The sequence below is a fragment of the Rheinheimera sp. B2H12 genome (assembly GCF_059620065.1).
This window is the reverse complement of record NZ_CM184363.1, coordinates 4,338,320-4,356,294: the sequence shown is the minus strand read 5'-3', so window position 1 is coordinate 4,356,294 and position 17,975 is coordinate 4,338,320. Positions and strand designations below refer to the sequence as shown.

General features: G+C 50.5%; 16 protein-coding genes. 13 read left to right on the top strand and 3 right to left on the bottom strand.

The genetic code is table 11. The annotated features are described in order from the left end of the window. Positions 1–321: 321 nt before the first annotated feature. Both nadC and AC53GJ_RS18570 read right to left on the bottom strand, forming a co-directional pair. Positions 322–1,212, bottom strand: coding sequence for a carboxylating nicotinate-nucleotide diphosphorylase (nadC, locus tag AC53GJ_RS18575; protein WP_496729884.1), 891 nt, complete (start codon positions 1,210–1,212; stop codon positions 322–324). Then, positions 1,209–1,748 (bottom strand): retropepsin-like aspartic protease family protein, encoded by a 540-nt coding sequence (locus AC53GJ_RS18570; protein WP_496729883.1) that lies wholly within the window; start codon positions 1,746–1,748, stop codon positions 1,209–1,211. The genes nadC and AC53GJ_RS18570 overlap by 4 nt, the downstream gene beginning before the upstream one ends. A 54-nt stretch (positions 1,749–1,802) precedes the next feature. On the opposite strand from AC53GJ_RS18570, the gene ampD reads away from it, so the two are divergent. From ampD to AC53GJ_RS18515, 11 genes are all read left to right on the top strand, one after another. Then, positions 1,803–2,429 (top strand): 1,6-anhydro-N-acetylmuramyl-L-alanine amidase AmpD, encoded by a 627-nt coding sequence (gene ampD, locus AC53GJ_RS18565; RefSeq protein WP_496729882.1) that lies wholly within the window; start codon positions 1,803–1,805, stop codon positions 2,427–2,429. Continuing rightward, the gene (gene ampE / locus AC53GJ_RS18560; protein WP_496729881.1) at positions 2,426–3,424 is read left to right on the top strand and encodes a regulatory signaling modulator protein AmpE; all 999 of its coding nucleotides are present in this window, start codon (positions 2,426–2,428) and stop codon (positions 3,422–3,424) included. The genes ampD and ampE overlap by 4 nt, the downstream gene beginning before the upstream one ends. Positions 3,425–3,764: 340 nt before the next feature. After that, positions 3,765–4,523: a pyruvate dehydrogenase complex transcriptional repressor PdhR gene (gene pdhR / locus AC53GJ_RS18555; protein ID WP_496729880.1), complete on the top strand. Its 759-nt coding sequence runs from the start codon at positions 3,765–3,767 to the stop codon at positions 4,521–4,523. A 69-nt stretch (positions 4,524–4,592) separates the two neighbouring features. Then, entirely contained in the window at positions 4,593–7,259 is a 2,667-nt protein-coding gene (gene aceE / locus AC53GJ_RS18550) for a pyruvate dehydrogenase (acetyl-transferring), homodimeric type (RefSeq protein ID WP_496729879.1), read from the top strand. Positions 7,260–7,270: 11 nt separating this feature from the next. Next, positions 7,271–8,902: a pyruvate dehydrogenase complex dihydrolipoyllysine-residue acetyltransferase gene (gene aceF, locus AC53GJ_RS18545; RefSeq protein ID WP_496729878.1), complete on the top strand. Its 1,632-nt coding sequence runs from the start codon at positions 7,271–7,273 to the stop codon at positions 8,900–8,902. Positions 8,903–9,067: 165 nt separating this feature from the next. Then, the gene (gene lpdA / locus AC53GJ_RS18540) at positions 9,068–10,480 is read left to right on the top strand and encodes a dihydrolipoyl dehydrogenase (protein ID WP_496729877.1); all 1,413 of its coding nucleotides are present in this window, start codon (positions 9,068–9,070) and stop codon (positions 10,478–10,480) included. 388 nt (positions 10,481–10,868) lie between these two features. Beyond that, positions 10,869–11,462: a ubiquinol-cytochrome c reductase iron-sulfur subunit gene (gene petA / locus AC53GJ_RS18535; protein WP_496729876.1), complete on the top strand. Its 594-nt coding sequence runs from the start codon at positions 10,869–10,871 to the stop codon at positions 11,460–11,462. Next, positions 11,462–12,736 carry a cytochrome b gene (locus AC53GJ_RS18530; protein ID WP_496729875.1) on the top strand — a complete coding sequence of 425 codons (1,275 nt, stop codon included), beginning with the start codon at positions 11,462–11,464 and terminating at the stop codon, positions 12,734–12,736. Before petA ends, AC53GJ_RS18530 begins: the two co-directional genes overlap by 1 nt. Next, positions 12,736–13,476 carry a cytochrome c1 gene (locus tag AC53GJ_RS18525; protein ID WP_496729874.1) on the top strand — a complete coding sequence of 247 codons (741 nt, stop codon included), beginning with the start codon at positions 12,736–12,738 and terminating at the stop codon, positions 13,474–13,476. Before AC53GJ_RS18530 ends, AC53GJ_RS18525 begins: the two co-directional genes overlap by 1 nt. Positions 13,477–13,545: 69 nt before the next feature. Further along, the gene (gene sspA, locus AC53GJ_RS18520; protein ID WP_496729873.1) at positions 13,546–14,190 is read left to right on the top strand and encodes a stringent starvation protein SspA; all 645 of its coding nucleotides are present in this window, start codon (positions 13,546–13,548) and stop codon (positions 14,188–14,190) included. A gap of 4 nt (positions 14,191–14,194) precedes the next feature. After that, positions 14,195–14,713, top strand: a complete 519-nt coding sequence (locus AC53GJ_RS18515) for a ClpXP protease specificity-enhancing factor (protein WP_496729872.1) — start codon at positions 14,195–14,197, stop codon at positions 14,711–14,713. 89 nt (positions 14,714–14,802) lie between these two features. Here the strand turns inward: AC53GJ_RS18515 and ilvY are convergent, their stop codons facing one another. Then, positions 14,803–15,681: an HTH-type transcriptional activator IlvY gene (gene ilvY, locus AC53GJ_RS18510; RefSeq protein ID WP_496729871.1), complete on the bottom strand. Its 879-nt coding sequence runs from the start codon at positions 15,679–15,681 to the stop codon at positions 14,803–14,805. 231 nt (positions 15,682–15,912) lie between these two features. Here ilvY and ilvC point away from each other — a divergent pair, with 231 nt between their 5' ends. Beyond that, positions 15,913–17,391, top strand: coding sequence for a ketol-acid reductoisomerase (gene ilvC / locus AC53GJ_RS18505; protein WP_496729870.1), 1,479 nt, complete (start codon positions 15,913–15,915; stop codon positions 17,389–17,391). A gap of 148 nt (positions 17,392–17,539) precedes the next feature. Next, entirely contained in the window at positions 17,540–17,974 is a 435-nt protein-coding gene (locus AC53GJ_RS18500; protein WP_496729869.1) for a methylglyoxal synthase, read from the top strand. Position 17,975: the final 1 nt, after the last annotated feature.

The following is a 17,975-nucleotide window of genomic DNA, read 5'->3' as shown; positions in this document are numbered from 1 at the left end:
AGAAAAAGTCGCGGGCTCTTGCTAAGGTTGCTCACGGCATTGAGTCCAATGTCCAACTCGACGTGGCAGTGCAACATGCCTTACAGCAAGCTTTCTCTGTGATGCTGGTCGGACTGCCCCGACGCTTAGCGCCGTGTCGCACATCGTGCTCAATCCGACCGATAGATTGGTGCTGAGTTCGGCCTGGTCTATTGTGCCGCCATGTTATGTCAGCATATTCTGCCGTCATGTTAGGCGCCAGATGTCGAGACTGCTCTAACTGTCAAAGCCAATCCGGCAGCAAAAAGGGCGCTGCGAATTGGCCTCCGACCAAGACCCGACTTACAGTGTCCGCAGTCGCATCGATAAATCAATGGCCTGCACGTTTTTGGTTAAAGCACCGCTGGAGATAAAATCTACCCCGGTGCTGCTGAGTGCTTTCAGTGCCTCGCTGGTGATATTGCCCGAGACTTCCAGTTTGGCGCGGCCCTGGTTGAGCTGCACGGCTTGCTGAATATCGGCGATATGAAAGTTATCCAGCATAATAATATCAGCCTGCGCCTTCAGCGCCTGTTCCAGCTCGGTCAGATCTTCCACTTCTACTTCAACCGGTTTACCCGGAAAGTTTTGCCGCGCTGCCTGCACCGCAGGCGTGATACCACCGGCGGCGGCAATATGATTCTCTTTAATTAAAAACGCATCATACAGACCAATGCGGTGATTTTTACCGCCACCACAGCTGACCGCATACTTTTGTGCCAAACGCATGCCAGGCAGGGTTTTGCGGGTATCCAGTAACCGGGTTTTGCTACCAGCCAATAAGGCGACATAACGTGCTGTCGTCGTGGCCGTGCCACTTAAGGTTTGCAGAAAGTTCAGTGCAGTGCGTTCACCGGTCAGTAAAATCCGTGCCGGGCCACTGATTTCAACCAGCAGGGTATTGGCTTTAACTTCGTCACCGTCTTTGACATGCCATTGCAACACCACTTGCTCGGACAATTGCTGAAACACTTCTTCGACCCAATCGACACCACAAATCACACAATCTTCCCGGGTGATAATAGTCGCGATCGCTTGTTGTTGTTCAGGGATTAAGGAGGCGGTGATATCGCCCTGTAACAAGGGCAGATAACCTAAGTCTTCTGCCAGCGCATGGCTGACGCCACGGCGAATTTCCTGTTGCAGACGTTCCTGCTGACTCAGCGGGACTTCGGGGTGTTGAGCTGTCATCATGGATTCTTTTGTACCAGTTGCAGTTGATTAGCTTGTTGGGCGAATTCTAAATGTTTTAGCGCACTCATTCCTAGCAATATTTCCGAGCCTGGTAAATTGGGCACTATGCTGGCGGGTAAATTGTAAAACACAATATCACCCAGCCTGAGTTCAGTGATTTCGCTTTGGTAAGCCGTGGTGATGCCATTGGCGGTGGACACCTGATGCGCCTGACCTTTTTTCATGCCAGTGCGCTGGGCGACCTGGGCTGACACTGCGACCTGAGTTGCGCCGGTATCGAGCAAAAACTGCACCGGCTGACCATTGAGCTGTAAAATGCCGACATAATGACCTTTGGCATTGCGGGTCAGCGTGACCCTGGCATGACCGCTGGCGTCACGGCTGCTGCGCAGTTGCTGGTTCGGATTAAGTTTCTGCTCTATCGCTTCGGCAAAAAACAAATAGACCAGTGCCATAACCAACAGCCAGGCAATCAGCGCAAAACTTTTGCCCAGTTTTTTGCTTGGATCATTCACAGAAGGATCAGGTGCTTGCATTCAGTTCACTCAGCGCTGACAATAGGGTCATAGCATAAACAGCGTGGCACTGAATTGCAAAAACAGTCTGAAGCTCATTTAATCGCCGAACAGGCGGACAGCTCAACGCTGCCGATCACCCGCCGGCCCTGCCAGCATTGGGATCAGCGGCCTGAGGGTTGTGACATTGAGTTGTTGGTGATCCACAATATCAGTTTGCCGCCAGGTCAGTACGGTACGCCTTATATTGATGATTTTTTTGCCGGCCAGCTCGATTGCAATGTTCATCCTTATTTTGCCAGATTAAAAGATGTGCGGGTGTCCGCGCACTGTGTCATCTTCCGTGATGGCCGCATCTGGCAATATGTACCTTTTACCGCCAGAGCCTGGCATGCTGGCCTCAGTCTATGGCGCGGCCGCGATAAATGTAACGATTTTTCCATTGGTATTGAACTGGAAGGGACTGATGATGAACCTTATACCGAGGCGCAATATCAGTCGCTGCTTGAACTCTGTCAGTTGCTGTATCAGCAGTTTCCAACCTTAGCGGCCGGTGATATTGCCGGTCATAGTGACATCGCGCCCGGACGCAAGACGGATCCCGGCCCGGCATTTGACTGGGTTGCTTTTCGCAGTGCCCTGGCCCAACGATTGAAGTCTGCCCAGCAAAATAGCGGCAGCAGCAAGGAGATAAGCGGATGACCCTGATATGTATGTTGATTGCATTGATCATTGAACGACTGGCGGTGCGGAGCCAGCCCTGGCAGTGGTTAAGTTATGTCCGGCCTTATCTGCGGTTGTCAGAGCGGGGTGTGCTGGCGATCTTACAGCAGCATGCCTACGGCGTATTTTTATGGTGGTTATTGCCGGCATTGCTGGTCACAGTGGTGCTGGCGCTGGCTGATTTCTGGTTGCTGACACTGGTGGTGAATACCCTGGTGTTACTGGTTTGCATCGGCTGTTGGCATTACCGTCAACTGTATAAACAGTATCTGAATGCTCAGGCGCGTGGTGATCAACAAGCCGCTTTTCTGGTGATGCAGCAAATCCGGCAGCAAGCAGGTGTCAGTTCAACCGAGCTGACCCATGGCCAGTTGCTGGTCTGGCTGAATTTTAAATATTATGCGGCGGTGTTGTTCTGGTTTGCGCTGTTAGGTGCTTTTGGCGCTATTGCTTACGCTACTTTGCGTCAGTTGGCCGAACCTGCCAGTTATCTGCCGGAAACAGCGGCGGCAACCACGACAGTACTGGCTGAGACTGAAACGCCAGTTGCTACAGCTGCAGCCAGTAGCAGCCAGCAGGCGCCCCAAGCAGTGCCATTGGGCGATGCTGAACCAGCAACGGCAGAGCCAGAACAGGTGCCGGCAGCTCAGTCACAGGCTGAGCAATATCTGCGCACTGTGGCACAGGATTTATCGCATTTAGCGGACTGGCTGCCAGCACGGTTATTTGGCGTTGGTTTTGCCCTCGTTGGTCATTTTTCTAAAGCCTCCGCCACATTATTAAGTTATGCCGCCGATCTGACTACGCCAGCAGAACAGGTGCTGACTGAGGTGGCACAAGCTGCCGAGCCTTTAGCGGTTGAGCAAACCAATGGCAGTGATGAAAGTTGCAGTCTGGTGCAGTTAGCAAAACGTAATATCCTGTTTTTCTTAGCCTTAGTCGCAGTTCTGACCTTAAGCGGTTTATTGTCCTGATCCACTCTCGTTCGGCTTTCGCTGTTGCCATGCGGGCAGCAAGCGAAGCCGGGCTGTCAATCGCAGCGCCAGCTATTGGTCTGACCAATTGGGTGGCGTTGGCATTTTTCGCTAATTTTAGAGTTATAACTCTAGCTATTTAGCAGTGTGCTGCGCTATTCCTGTGCTGTTGAATTTACTTCAACTACGCTTTCTGTTACCTTATGGCCGCTTACTGTAAATTGGTCTTACCAATTTACCTGATGGCAGGGGCCGGTGCACGCGAAAGATTGCCAGCCTCCAACCACAAGCGAACGAGCACGCTATTAGTGTGCTGCCGGACTGAATCAGCGGGACGCGGATGAATACACTGAAAATCAAACCTGCCAAATTATCGGACCGTATTGTCGAGCAGTTGGAGCATATGCTGCTGGAAGGCACTTTTGCACCTGGTCAGAAATTACCGACCGAGCGCGAACTGGCGGAGCAGTTTGATGTATCCAGACCCAGTCTGCGCGAAGCTTTGCAAAAAATGGAAGCCAAAGGTTTGGTCAGCCGCAAACAAGGCGGTGGCACTTATGTTTGTGACAATCTGGTGGGTGGTCTCACTGATCCGCTGTTTGAGCTGATTGGCCGTCATCCGGAGTCACAATTTGATTTACTGGAGTTCCGGCATGCGCTGGAAGGTATTTGTGCTTATTACGCTGCCTTACGTGGCACCAGCACCGATTTTGCACAAATTAAACAGAAGTATGACGATATCTGCGCCGCCCAGCAGCAACAGGATCTGGATGCAGAAGCCCGGGCAGTCGGCAGTTTATATTTAGCAGTGGCAGCAGCATCGCATAATGTGGTGTTGCTGCATCTGGTACGCGGTTTAACACCGCTGGTGGAGCAGAACATCAAACTCAACCTTGAAGTTCTGCGGCAAAAAGACGGAATCGTGAGTCAGCTGAATTCACATCGGCAACGGTTAATGGAAGCGGTGATCAATGGTGAACCGGAACAAGCCCGGCAAGCCAGTAACAGCCACTTAGCCTATATCGAAGAGGCTTTGCTGGAAGCCGACCGGGAACGCTCACGCCTTGCACGCTCGCTGCGTCGTTCACAAACGAACTGACTTGAGCTAGCTTACTTTTCATACAATAACAACCTGCTGCTGGCAGGTCCGGAATAAAGGAAACTTGATATGTCTGAAGTCAGTAAAATTGACATCGACGCGCTCGAAACCAAAGAATGGTTAGAAGCCCTTGAATCTGTAGTTCGTACTGAAGGCGTGGAACGTGCGCAGTTTCTGTTAGAACAGGTGCTGGAACAAGCCCGGCTGGACGGTGTGGCCATGCCAACCGGTATCACCACCAACTATATCAATACTATTCCGCCACAGCAGGAACCCGCTTATCCGGGCGATGTGAATCTGGAAAAACGCATTCGTTCGATCATCCGCTGGAATGCCATCATGATCGTGCTGCGGGCATCGAAAAAAGAACTGGAATTGGGCGGCCATATGGCGTCTTACCAGTCTTCTGCCGCATTTTATGAAACTTGTTTTAACCACTTCTTCCGCGCACCAAACGAAAAAGACGGCGGCGATTTAGTGTATTATCAAGGCCATATCTCGCCAGGTATTTATGCCCGTGCTTTTGTCGAAGGCCGGTTAACTGCCGATCAGCTCGATAATTTCCGTCAGGAAGTCGGTGGCGAAGGTTTATCTTCTTACCCGCATCCAAAACTGATGCCGGAATTCTGGCAATTCCCGACAGTGTCGATGGGGTTAGGCCCAATCACCTCTATTTATCAGGCCCGTTTCCTCAAGTACTTAAATGGTCGTGGTCTGAAAGATACCAGCCAACAACGCGTTTATGCTTTCCTCGGTGATGGTGAGATGGACGAGCCAGAAAGCCGTGGTTCGCTGTCGTTTGCGGCGCGGGAAAAACTGGATAACCTATGTTTCCTGGTCAACTGTAACCTGCAGCGGTTAGATGGCCCGGTGATGGGCAATGGTAAAATCATTCAGGAACTGGAAGGTCTGTTCCGTGGCGCTGGCTGGAATGTGATTAAAGTGGTGTGGGGCAGTGGCTGGGACAAGTTGCTGGCCAAAGATACCACTGGCAAGCTGCTGGAGCTGATGAACGAAACGGTCGACGGTGACTATCAGACCTATAAAGCCAAAGATGGCGCTTACGTGCGTCAGCACTTCTTCGGTCGTTACCCGGAAACAGCGGCCCTGGTTGCCGATATGACGGATGAAGAAATTTTCGCGTTAAAACGTGGCGGTCATGAACCTTCCAAACTGTACGCAGCATTTAAAGCGGCGCAAGAGACCAAAGGTCGTCCAACCGTGATCCTGGCCAAAACCATCAAAGGTTATGGTATGGGTGAAGCAGCTGAAGGCAAAAACATTGCCCACCAGGTGAAGAAAATGGACATGACCCATGTGCTGCAAATTCGCAAGCGCCTGAGTCTGGAAGACTATATCAGCGAAGACGATGTACAGTCGCTGCCATATATTCAACTGCCGGAAGGTTCAGCAGAACATCAGTATCTGCATGCCCGTCGTGCGGCACTGAATGGCTATACCCCAGTGCGGTTACCGAACTTCACCAAAGCCCTGACGCTGCCAGAATTACCGGCCTTTGAAGGTTTACTGGAAGAACAAAAACGGGAAATTTCAACCACCATGGCTTTTGTCCGTGGTCTGAATATCCTGTTAAAAGATGCCAATATCGGTCAGCAAATTGTGCCAATTATTGCCGATGAAGCCCGTACCTTCGGGATGGAAGGTTTGTTCCGTCAAATCGGTATCTATAACCCGCATGGTCAGACTTACACGCCGGAAGACCGCGCTATTGTTTCTTATTATAAAGAAGAAACTTCAGGTCAGGTGTTGCAGGAAGGTATTAACGAACTGGGCGCGATGGCATCCTGGGTGGCGGCGGCAACGTCTTACAGCACCAACGATCTGCCGATGATCCCGTTCTACATTTATTATTCGATGTTTGGCTTTCAGCGCGTCGGTGATATGGCCTGGTTGGCCGGTGATCAGCAAGCCCGTGGTTTCCTGTTAGGCGCCACTGCGGGTCGCACCACCTTAAACGGTGAAGGTTTACAACACGAAGACGGTCACAGCCATATTCTGGCCGGTACAGTCCCGAACTGTATTTCGTACGACCCAACCTATGCCTATGAATTGGCTGTAATTATCCAGGACGGTATCCGTCGGATGTACGGCCCGGCGCAGGAGAACCTCTATTACTACATCACAGTGATGAACGAAAACTATCATCACCCGGCGATGCCACAAGGTGCCGAAGAAGGTATCCGCCGTGGTATTTACAAGCTGGAAACGCTGGTGGGCAACAAAGCCAAAGTGCAGTTACTGGGTTCAGGCACCATCCTGAATGAAGTGCGCCGTGCCGCTGAAATCCTCAGTGAAGAATATGGCATTGGCTCTGACGTGTTCTCTGTGACGTCCTTTAACGAATTGGCACGCGATGGCCAGGATTGTGAGCGTCACAATATGCTGCACCCGAACGATGCGGAAAAAGTACCGTATCTGGCCACTGTATTGGGCCAGGCACCAGTGATTGCTGCAACTGATTACATTAAAAACTACGCTGAACAGGTACGGGCTTTTGTCCCGGCAGTATCTTACAAGGTACTGGGCACTGATGGTTTCGGCCGCTCTGACAGCCGCGAAAATCTGCGTCGTCACTTTGAAGTGAACGCCGGTTATATCGTGCTGGCATCGTTACGTGAGCTGGCGAAACAAGGTGAAATTGACAAGCAGCTGGTCAGCGATGCCATCGTTCGTTTTGGCATTGACACCAACAAGCCAAACCCGCTGTTCGCCTAAGAGGATTTGTAATGAGCATTGAAATTTTCGTACCAGATATTGGTGCAGATGAAGTTGAAGTGACAGAAGTTCTGGTCAAAGCCGGTGATACCGTAACGCTGGATCAGTCCTTGTTAAGTGTGGAAGGTGATAAAGCCGCGATGGAAGTACCAGCCCCGCAAGCCGGTGTGGTGCAGGAAGTGCGGGTCAAAGCCGGTGATAAAGTCAAAACCGGTTCGCTGATTATGGTATTTGCCGGTGCGGCTGAAACTGCAGCGCCCGTTATAGCAGCTGCAGCAGTGGCGCCGGTCGCGGCCGTTGCTGCGCCTGCCGCCCCGGCTGTCGCCACTTTGCAGGACGTGAAAGTGCCGGATATCGGTGGTGATGCGGTTGAAGTCACTGAAATCATGGTCAAGGTCGGCGATGTGGTCAAAGCGGACCAATCGCTGCTGAACGTCGAAGGCGATAAAGCCGCGATGGAAGTGCCGGCACCTTTTGCCGGGACTGTAGCCGAAATTAAAGTCAAAGTCGGCGACAAAGTATCAACCGGTTCGCTGGTGTTTGTGTTTAGCACTGGGGCTGCAGCACCAGCTCCTGCCGCTGCAGTGGCGCCAGTGGCCGCTGCGGCACCTGCTGCTGTTGCTGTGACCACTGCGCCGGTAGCTCCAGTTGCCGTAGCTGCAGCAACACCAGCCGCTGCGCCAGCAAACACAGGTTTTGTTGAGAATCAGGCTTACGCCCACGCCTCACCTGTCGTTCGTCGCTTAGCGCGCGAATTTGGCGTTGATTTGTCAAAAGTCACTGGCACAGCCCGCAAAGGCCGGGTCCAGCGCGAAGACGTGCAAAACTACGTGAAAAACATTATTGCGCAGGTCGCCGCCGGTAAAGGTGCGGTTAGTAGCAGCGGTAACAGTGTTGGTTTTGATCTGATCCCGTGGCCAAAAGTAGATTTCAGCAAGTTCGGTGCGGTGGAAGAAAAACCACTGTCTCGTATTCAGAAACTCTCTGGCGCCAACTTACATCGGAATTGGGTGCGCATTCCGCATGTGACGCAGTTTGATGAAGCGGATATCACCAGCTTGGAAGAATTCCGCAAAGAACAAAATGCGCTGGCGGACAAAAAGAAAATGGGCGTCAAGTACACCCCATTGGTCTTTATCATGAAAGCGGTGGCCAAGGCACTGGAAGAATTCCCAACCTTTAACAGCTCACTGTCAGACGATGGTGCCAGCCTCATCCTGAAGAAATACGTGCACTTAGGCATTGCGGTGGATACACCGAATGGCCTGGTGGTGCCGGTGGTGCGTGATGTCAATAAAAAAGGCATTATCGAACTGTCGCGCGAGTTGCAGGAGATTTCTGTCAAAGCGCGTGAAGGCAAGCTGACAGCAGCGGATATGCAAGGTGGGTGTTTCACCATTTCCAGCCTGGGTGGTATTGGCGGTACGGCCTTTACGCCAATCGTCAACGCGCCTGAAGTGGCCATTCTGGGCGTGTCAAAATCTGACATCAAACCAAAATGGAATGGTAAAGAGTTTGAGCCGCGGCTGATGGTGCCGTTGTCAGTGTCCTATGATCACCGCGTGATCGATGGTGCGCTGGCAGCACGCTTTACTGCGACGCTGGCATCTTATTTAGCGGATATCCGCCAAATCATTATGTGATTGGTCGCACTTTGCCTGTAAGGCTGGCCGTTTTCATGACCAGCCTGATGTTTGAGCTGAAAAGTTACGGGACATCTTTCAGGCAGGGTGATAAAATTCCGCCACTTTATTTCCTGGCCGCCTGTTTTAGACGGCTATCTGAGCAAAAGATAAAAAGGTACAACGATGAGCAACGAAATCAAAACGCAAGTTGTGGTGTTGGGCGCAGGCCCTGGTGGATACTCTGCTGCTTTCCGTGCAGCTGACTTAGGTCTGGAAGTCACTTTAGTTGAAGCACGCAGCACACTTGGTGGTGTTTGTTTAAATGTTGGCTGTATCCCGTCCAAAGCTTTATTACATGTTGCCAAAGTGATTGATGATGCCCGCGACATGGCTTCTCACGGTGTGACTTTTGGTACACCACAAATTGATCTGGATAAGATCCGCGCCTGGAAAGACAAAGTGGTTGGCCAGCTGACCAATGGTCTGGCGGGCATGTCAAAAATGCGCAAAGTGAAAGTGGTTACTGGCTACGGTAAATTCACCGGTGCCAACACCCTGCAGGTTGGCGATACCACTATTACTTTTGATCAAGCCATTATCGCTGCCGGTTCTGAGCCAGTCGCGCTGCCATTTATGCCAAAAGATGATCCACGCATCATCGATTCAACCGGCGCACTGGAATTAAAAGACATCCCTGGTGAAATGCTGGTGTTAGGCGGCGGTATCATCGGTTTGGAAATGGGGACTGTGTATCGTGCACTGGGTTCTAAAGTATCAGTGGTTGAGTTTGCTGATCAGTTAGTGCCAGCAGCCGATACTGACCTGGTCAAAGTGTACACCAAGTACAACAAAGACAATTTTAACATCATGCTGTCGACCAAAGTGGTGGCTGTTGAAGCCAAAGCGGATGGTCTGTATGTGACCTTTGAAGGCAAAAACGCCCCAGCTGCACCGGTTCGTTTTGACAAAATTTTAGTGGCAGTTGGTCGTCGTCCAAACGGCAATCTGCTGGATGCAACCAAAGCAGGTGTCAATGTTGATGAACGTGGTTTTATCAATGTTGACAAACAATTACGGACCAACGTGCCGCATATTTTTGCTATCGGTGATGTGATTGGTCAGCCAATGCTGGCACACAAAGCTGTGCATGAAGGTCATGTGGCGGCTGAAGTTATCTCTGGTCTGAAACACTTCTTCGACCCACGTTGCATTCCATCTGTGGCTTACACAGATCCGGAAATGGCCTGGGTGGGTCTGACGGAGAAAGAAGCCAAGGAAAAAGGTATCGCTGTTGATACTGCAACTTTCCCGTGGGCCGCTTCTGGTCGTGCTATCGCTTCAGCCCGGACTGAAGGTTTCACCAAGCTGATTTTCGACAAAGAAACCCACCGTATTCTGGGTGGCGCTATTGTTGGTATCAATGCCGGTGAAATGCTGGGTGAAATCTGTTTAGCGGTAGAAATGGGCGCTGATGCCGAAGATATCGCGCTGACTATCCATGCTCACCCGACACTGAATGAATCCATCGGCTTAGCGGCTGAAATTTACGAAGGTTCAATCACTGACTTGCCAAATCCAAAAGCGAAAAAGAAATAAGCTGCTGATTTGACAGTTAACAAAGGCCGCCTAGCGGCCTTTGTGTTTTTTAGCTGACAGCGCCCGCTGCTGGTTATTTTGCTTGACAGTGACGCGATCAGTAACAAGCGTTTTTTATAAGCTACTGCTATAGTTTCTGCGTATAAAGAACGCAACTCGGTGTCATGGCGTTAGTATTTTGTAAAAATCTGACCCCGGCGGCACCGACTTGTGCCGGATCAAACAAAAGCCAAAAAAATACTCCTGAGAACCCAAGAGAATCTGCCTAAATCCTTGTATCAGGCAGGGCTTTTCATTATGATCCGCCGTATTTTTCAACTTATAATAATCGCTGTAATTCAGCCGCTTAAATTGGTCACAAATTAAGCGTAAACGTGGAGATGAGTGGATGAGCAATGCGCCAGTCGATCATGGTCGCCGTCGCTTCCTCACTATCGCAACCTCAGTGGTAGGTGGCGTTGGTGCTGTTGGAGCTGCTGTTCCCTTTATTGCGTCCTGGAATCCGAGTGAGAAGGCCAAACAAGCTGGTGCAGCTGTGACCGCCAATATCAGCAAACTCGAGCCAGGTCAGTTAATTCGGGTAGAATGGCGTGGCAAACCGGTTTGGGTCGTAAAACGTACGCCTGAGATGTTAGAACAGCTTGCCAAAGTTGAAGGTCAATTGCGTGACCCGGCATCTGACGAAGAACAACAACCGGCTTACGCCAAAAATCAGCATCGGTCTATTAAACCGGAGATTTTTGTGGCCGTGGGGATCTGTACTCACCTCGGATGTTCTCCAACCTATAAACTCAGTGATTTTGATGCCCATGTTGAAGGTTTACCTTCAGGTTTCTTCTGTCCATGCCATGGTTCAACCTATGATATGGCTGGTCGGGTGTTCTCTGGCGTGCCGGCCCCGAAAAACCTGATGATCCCACCATATATGTTTACCGATAATGACACTATGTTATTGATCGGTGCTGACGAGGGGACTGCCTGATGTTTAAAAATCTGATGAGCTGGATCGAATACCGCATGCCGTTTATGGAGAAAATGAACCTCCACGTCATGCAGTACCCGGCGCCAAAAAACTTCAACTTCTGGTACTTCTTCGGTTCGCTGGCGATGTTAGTACTGGTCAACCAGATTGTTACAGGCATCTGGTTAACCATGAACTTCGAACCTTCTGCTGAACGCGCTTTTGCCTCAGTTGAATACATTATGCGTGACGTCGACTACGGCTGGCTGCTGCGTTATATGCACAGTACCGGTGCATCTGCCTTCTTCGTCGTTGTTTACCTGCACATGCTGCGCGGCATGATGTACGGTTCTTACCAGAAACCACGCGAATTACTGTGGATCTTCGGGATGTTGATTTTCCTGGTGCTGATGGCTGAAGCTTTCATGGGTTATTTACTGCCATGGGGCCAAATGTCATTCTGGGGTGCTCAGGTTATTATCTCTATTTTCGGTGTTATTCCGGGCATTGGTGATGATTTAACGCTGTGGATCCGGGGTGACTATGTTATTTCTGGCGCCACCTTAAACCGTTTCTTTGCTTTACACGTGATTGCACTGCCATTAGTGCTGGTGATCTTAGTGTTCCTGCATATTATTGCTCTGCACGAAGTGGGCTCAAATAACCCGGACGGTATTGATGTGAAGCGGCCAAATGATGGCAGCAAGATTGAAAATAACGTGTCGGATAAATTTACTTTCCATGAGTATTTCACCAAAGGCGGTAAGAAAATTATCGTCGATGCCATTCCTTTCCACCCTTATTACACGGTGAAGGATATTGTTGGTGTGGTCGGTTTCCTGTTGGTGTTCTGTGCGGTGATTTTCTTCGCACCAGAAGGTGGTGGTTTCTTCTTAGAGCCACCAAACTTTGAACCGGCTAACCCGATGAAAACACCTGATCACATTGCTCCGGTTTGGTACTTTACGCCGTTCTATGCCATTTTACGGGCTGTGCCTGATCAGTTATTTGGCGCTATCTTTATGTTCCTGGCGATTATTTTCCTGGCGTTATTGCCATGGTTAGATCGTTGTCCGGTTCGTTCAGTTCGTTACCGCAGCAACTTTCACAAATGGAACCTGGTGAACTTCTGTATCAGCTTCGTGGTGCTGGGGGTGCTCGGTGTGTTACCTGCGACGCCAACTTACACGCTGCTGGCACAAATTTTCTCTTTCACTTATTTCGCGTTCTTTGGTTTGCTGTGGTTATACAGTAAAAATGAAAAAACCAAGCCACTGCCTGTGAGGTTATCATAATGCTGAAACAGTTATTCTCAGTACTGGCTCTGGTAGCTTCTTCTGCTGCGTTGGCAGCAGGAGGGCACGTGGTACATCTGGACAAAGCGCCGATTGACCTGCACGACAAAGAGTCGCTGCAGCGTGGCGCCAAGATGTTCCAGAACTACTGTCTGGGCTGTCACCAGATGGAATACCAACGTTATTCACGGACTTTCCGTGATTTGGGTATTCCAGATGAAGTGGGTATGCAAGAACTGGCTTTTACCGCCAATAAAGTCGGTGACTTTATTAAAAACTCGGCACCAAAAGCTGATTTGGCACGCTGGTTTGGTGCTCCACCACCAGATTTAACCAACGTGGCACGGGTACGGGGTCCGGACTGGATCTATACCTATCTGCGTTCCTTCTACGTCGACCCAAGCCGTCCTTTTGGCGTCAACAACGAAGTGTTCCCGCTGGTCGGTATGCCGCACGTGCTGCAGGAACTACAGGGTGTGCCAAGCAAGAAGTATGAAACCCGCCTGGTTGATGGGGAATCGAAAGAAGTGTACGTCGGTATTGTGGCGGATGAATCAGGTGAGCTGAGCCCGGAAGAGTATGACCGCGCTGTGGCAGATCTGGTGAATTACCTGGAATATACCGGTGAACCTTCTAAACTGGAATCCCGCAGTCTTGGGATTAAAGTGATGATTTTCTTATTAATCTTCTTCGTGCTGGCTTTCCTGCTGAAGAAAGAATACTGGAAAGACGTCCACTGAGTCAGTGACTGACTATTCGTGAAGGGGCCTGTGGGCCCCTTTGCCGTTTCAAATTATCCGGAGGAATTCATGGCAATATCTGCCAACAGACGTGCTGCGATGACGTTGTTTACGGCTGCCAACGATATGTACAGCCATCAGGTCAGAATGGTACTGGCAGAAAAAGGGATTAGTGCCGATATTCTGCTGGTCAGCCGGGATAATTTGCCGGAAGATGTGTACGAAGTAAATCCATATGGCTCCTTGCCAACCTTGCTCGATCGGGACCTGGCGTTATACCAGGCCGATATCATTATGGAGTATCTGGACGAACGATTCCCGCATCCACCGTTATTACCGGTTTATCCGGTTGAACGGGGAAAAACCCGCTTGATGTTGTATCGGATCAAACATGACTGGTACGGCATGGCAGAAAAAATTCTGCAAGACACTGATGATGCCGCCGAGGCCAGACGTGATTTACGCGAAAGTTTATTATCGATAGCGCCGTTATTTCAGGAAACCGCTTATTTTATGAGTGAAGAATACAGTTTCCTCGATTGTTATATGGCGGCGTTATTATGGCGTTTACCGCTGTTGGGTATTGAGTTGTCAGGCCCTGGCAGTAAAGAGCTGAAAAATTATATGATCCGGTTGTTTGAACGTGACGGCTTCCAACAGTCGCTGACCGAAGCCGAACGGGATATCCGTCGCGGCAGCAGCTATAGCAGGTAACAGCATGATGAAAATGACCCCAAACCGGCCTTATTTGTTAAGAGCCTTTTATGAATGGATTGTCGATAACAATCTAACCCCTTATCTGGTGGTAGACGCCACCCTGCCTGGTGTGCGGGTGCCGTTACAACATGTGCAGAATGGCCAGATTGTGCTGAATATTAACCCGTCAGCTGTGGGTAATTTAGTGCTTGGCAATGATGCGGTCACTTTTAATGCCCGCTTTGGCGGCAGTCCTTTTGCACTGAATATTCCGCAGCGCGCCGTACTGGCGATTTATGCCCGTGAAAACGGTGCCGGCACTATGTTTACCGCCGAAGAAGAGGATGAAGAGCTGACCGCGGAAGACCTGGCGGAATTAGAACTTGAGGATGAACCGGCAGCGCCGGCACTGGGACTGGTGGCTGATACCGCAGCACCTGAGCCAACAGTAGCTGGAAACGTTGCGACTGAATCTGCCAAGACCGAAGCGACCAAGCCGGCAGGCGACAAAAAGACCTCGCATTTGCGGGTGATTAAATAAGTTTGAACTAAGGGGGCAGGTCCTCACGCTGACCCTATTGTTCCTGTTGGAACAAGACACGGCGCCAGACCTAGCCCCATCATTCAGGTTCAACCCGATGCCACTTGCCAGAAAGTCCGCATCAGCGGTTCGTGCAAACGCTTGGACTGCATACAAATACCCAGTTCAAAAGGCTCAAACTGATAATCCAGCGACAACGCCCGTACCCGATCCCTTACCGGGCTGTGCACCACCACGGCATCTGGAGCTATGGCAACGCCGGTGCCAAGCGCGACCATACTGACCATGGCTTCATGTCCTTCGACTTTGGCGACGATACTCGGGGTGATGCCGGCGTGTTTCAGCCATTGATCCAAGCGGCTGCGGGCCGGACCATGATCTGGGACTATCATCGGGATCTCTTGCCAGGGTATCGGGTTTTGCGCCAATAAGTCATTGGTTTTACATGGGATCACCGGTGCTATTAATTGTAATGGCAGTTGGGCGATGCGACTGAAGGCAATATTCAATGGTAGGTTCGGCGGATAGACTGCCAATGCCACATCGGCTTCATCCTGCCGGACTTTTTCCAGGGCGGCGGCGGCATCACCGGTGGTCAGTTGGATTTCCGCCTTGGGGCACAACAGCCGGAATTTATCCAGAATGGCGGGTAAATGGCTATAACTGGCGGTGACGGTACAAAACAGCCGCAATTGGCCTTGCAGTTCAGTACTGGTCAGCGCCAAATCGACCTGGAGCTGATGCCAGTCTTCCAGATATTTCTTCACAAACTGCACAAAGCGACTGCCTGCTGGCGTCAGTCGGACCGAACGATTGTCCCGGCTGAATAATTGCACCCCTAAGTCTTCTTCCATCCGCTGAATGATCCGGGTCAAAGTCGAGGGACTGACATACAACTGCTCGCTGGTTTTACTGAAATTTAAGCTGCTGGCTAGATGCAAAAACAGCTGGGCGCTGCGAATATCCATCAAAAATCCTGTGTCTGTTGGCTAGTTGGGGCTAGGCTTAGCCCCAATGCCGCAATCAATATTGCAAAAAATGAAATGCTGTCTTGATAATATATCACTTCACGCAACATGAACACTGGCCTATGCTCTGTCCATCAAAACAACGCAGCCACACGCGTTGTTCGGCCCAGAGCTTGGACGGTCGTGTTGCGACCTCAGCCACCGGCAACTAACTTATTCAGGTACAGCATTATGGCAAATTATTTCAACACACTGAATCTGCGTCAGCAGTTAACCCAGCTGGGCAAATGCCGTTTCATGCAAAAAGAAGAATTTGCTGACGGTTGTACCTTACTGCAAGGCTGGAAAGTTGTCATTGTCGGTTGTGGTGCGCAAGGCTTAAATCAGGGCCTGAATATGCGTGATTCCGGGCTGGATATCTCTTATGCATTGCGGGCTGATGCCATTGCGCAGCAACGCAAATCTTTTGTTCAGGCCAGCCAGAATGGTTTTGTGGTGGGGACTTATGAGCAGTTGATCCCAACCGCTGATTTAGTGTTAAACCTGACGCCGGATAAGCAGCATACCTCTGTGGTGAACGCTGTGATGCCTTTGATGAAACAAGGTGCGACCTTGGCTTATTCGCATGGCTTTAATATTGTCGAAGAAGGCACCCAAATCCGGCCTGATATCACGGTGATTATGGTGGCGCCGAAATGTCCGGGCACTGAGGTGCGGGAAGAATATAAACGTGGTTTTGGCGTGCCAACCCTGATTGCAGTGCATCCGGAAAACGACCCGCAAGGCCGTGGTCTGGCGATTGCCAAAGCTTATGCTTCGGCGACAGGTGGTGACCGTGCTGGCGTGTTGGAATCAAGTTTTGTCGCTGAAGTGAAATCAGATTTAATGGGTGAACAAACCATTTTGTGTGGCATGTTACAAACCGGCGCTATTTTAGCTTATGACAAATTAGTGGCTGATGGTTATGAAGCAGGTTATGCCGCCAAATTGATCCAATACGGTTGGGAAACTATCACCGAAGCGCTGAAGCACGGTGGCATCACCAACATGATGGACCGACTGTCAAATCCGGCCAAAATCAAAACCTTTGAGTTGGCTGAGCAGTTAAAAGGTCTGTTAAGACCGCTGTTTGCCAAGCATATGGATGACATTATTTCGGGTCAGTTCTCAGCCACCATGATGGCAGACTGGGCCAATGACGACCAACAGCTGTTAGGCTGGCGGGAAGAAACCCGACAAAGTGGCTTTGAAAATGCGCCAGTTTCAGCCGAACAGATTGCCGAACAAGATTATTTTGACCGCGCACTATTATTGGTGGCGATGGTGAAAGCTGGGGTAGAACTGGCGTTTGAAACCATGGTGGAAGCCGGTATTGTCGAAGAATCAGCTTATTATGAGTCATTACATGAAACACCGCTGATCGCCAATACCATTGCGCGCAAACGCTTGTATGAAATGAATGTGGTGATTAGCGATACCGCTGAATATGGTAACTACCTGTTTGCCAACGCTGCAGTGCCACTGCTGCGCGAACTGGTCAATACCATCAGTCCAGAATTGCTTGGCCGCGGACTCAATGCCGCTCACACTGGCGTGGATAATATCCGCTTGATTGCAGTCAATGAGGCTATCCGCCAGCACCCGGTGGAAATCGTGGGTAAAAAATTACGTGGTTACATGACGGCGATGAAACGCATCGTGAACCAATAACTGAGTTTTACGTGGACCTTGGTTGTTTGCCCGGCTTTGCCGGGCTTTTTTTTGGTGCGCTGCGCACGAATCGATCTTATGCTGCCGTGGCTGGATTGCTACCTTCTGCCATCCGAACTTATTGTCGCAGCCAAAAGAGGGATACTGAATGAAATCAATAGCACTGGTGGCCCATGATGGAAAAAAAGCCGAACTGATCCAATGGGTGGAGCGACATGCCGGCTTTTTCCAAGATAAAACCTTATACGCCACCGGCACCACAGGCCGTTTGCTCAGTTGCGCATTGGCGCAGCCGGTCCACTGTTTTGCCAGTGGTCCCTTAGGCGGCGATCAACAAATTGGCGCCCTGATCGCCGAGCAAAAAATTGATTGGTTGATTTTTTTCTGGGATCCACTGTCATCACAACCGCATGATCCGGATGTCAAAGCCCTGATCCGACTTGCAGTGGTCTGGAATATCCCGGTGGCCTGTAATAGCGCCACCGCAGATTTTATTGTGCATTCCACTTTGTTACAGCAGGCTTATCAGCGCGCAGTACCGGACTTTAGCGCGCATCAGCAGCGGTTGAGCGTTAAGCCTTGAA